This window comes from Neobacillus drentensis, assembly GCF_036966985.1.
GTDB classification, from domain to species: Bacteria; Bacillota; Bacilli; order Bacillales; family Cytobacillaceae; genus Neobacillus; species Neobacillus drentensis_E.
The window spans coordinates 6,737-8,458 of record NZ_JBALSN010000475.1; the positions used below are offsets into that span (position 1 = coordinate 6,737).

A 1,722-nucleotide genomic window follows, 5' to 3' on the forward strand; every position below is an offset into this window, starting at 1 on the left:
TCGGCAGCGTTTGATTTGCTGCGATTAACGTGATCAAAAATGTAGCCAATAGTGTTTTTAGAGTGTCGCCAGTTAGAGTGCGAGATGATTGTAACCATCTATCTAAATAAGGCTGAATGACATTCATTTCCTCCAAAAGTCCATTATATGCTCCTGCTAAAGCTAGAAATAAGAGCAATTCGTACATATGAAGGAACCCGCCGCCTAGACCCTCGATTCCATGCCACAATGAGAATCCGAGTTTTGGCCAGGTAGTACCATTGAAAAGAGCAATGGCTGCAGCTGATAGAATACTAGTTAAAAAGGAATAAACGATACTAATTCTTAAAAGGACAAATGTAATTAAGATAAGTGGCGGGATAAATTTAATAGCTGATAGATCATTCCAACTTACAAGTTGCTGCGTAGAACCAGCCGTTCCTGAGACTAGATAGTCCGCCGTTCCATAAAAGCAAAAGCATAGAAAAATAGCAGCTAGCGTAGTAAAAAGCATCGCTTTCCATTGTCTCTTTACTGGCAATTCAACTGTATGGGATAGTAGTTGATGGGCACTTGAAAATGGTGAAGTTCTATCTCCTACAAATGCACCTGAAACCAAGGCGCCTGCCACCATTTCGACGGGAAGTTTAAGGACGATGGCCGTTCCGATGATTGGTATGCCAATCGCGCTTAATGTCCCGACCGTTGTTCCCAGCAGCATTGAAAATACCATGGCGCAGAGAAAGGATAAGACCAAAAAATGATTTGGAACAATAAAATGAAGAGCAATTTCCACCATCTGCTGAATGGTTCCTGCTAAATACCAAGACGGCAGTAAAAAACTTACTAAGAATAGGATTAGGATGACGATTCTAGTTTTGTTCACACCCAAAATACTGATATGTAGAATCTGTATTAAACGTAAATTTTTTTTCATAGCCAACCAAGTAAGTACGAGATAGCCTGGGAAAAATCCTGTGACAAGCGGGTGATGATAGATGACTGACCAAACCACCCCTGTCAAGGTAACGATTAAAAGGAGCGATACTTGCTTTAAAGAAAAATTAATATCCACAGAACCCCTCCCTTTATTGAAGAAACATCTCTAATTATAAGGAAAAGTACCCTATACGAAAAGGAATTTCTACCACAAAAAAAGAAGCCGCAAACATGCGACTTCCTTGTAGCTCCCCGAATGTTGAAGGGGATCTATTTCTTTTTAGATGATTTCTTCTAGCTGTTGATAGAGACGGTCACGGTTATGTTCCCGCTCCTCTAATTCAAGATAAATTCTTTGCAGCAGTTCAAGTTCACTTTCCTCACCAAGTTTTTGTTTTAACAGCTGAATTTCCGCTTCAATTTGCTCAATTTTTTCCTCAATCAAGGTTGCCCCCACTTCTTCCACCTTTGATGCTTTAGGTGGGGAAGTTTTCGTCAACACTGGCCTTTCCGGCTGTTTCATCTCGATAGTTTCTTCCAATTTGCCTTTCGCCCAATCATAGTTCCCATCGAAATAGCAAACAGTCCCATCCTTGAGCCAGTATATTTTCTTAAACAATTTATTGAGAAAATAGCGGTCATGGGAGACAGCTAAAATAGTGCCATTAAACTGTTCCAGCGCTTCCTCTAACACCTCACAAGAATCAATATCGAGATGATTGGTCGGTTCATCCAGAATAAGAAGATTAATATCCTGGTACATTAACTGGGCAAGTCTAAGTCTCATTCTCTCCCCGCCGCTTA

Annotated in this window: 1 protein-coding gene and 1 pseudogene; both read right to left on the reverse strand. The window is 40.5% G+C overall.

What is annotated here, in order from left to right; all coding sequences use genetic code 11:
• A partial coding sequence (locus V7659_RS25745) for a sodium:proton antiporter (protein ID WP_335542952.1) occupies positions 1–1,054 on the reverse strand: 1,054 nt, incomplete at its 3' end.
• A 144-nt stretch (positions 1,055–1,198) separates the two neighbouring features.
• Positions 1,199–1,722: pseudogene (locus V7659_RS25750) on the reverse strand (ribosomal protection-like ABC-F family protein); the annotation flags it as partial.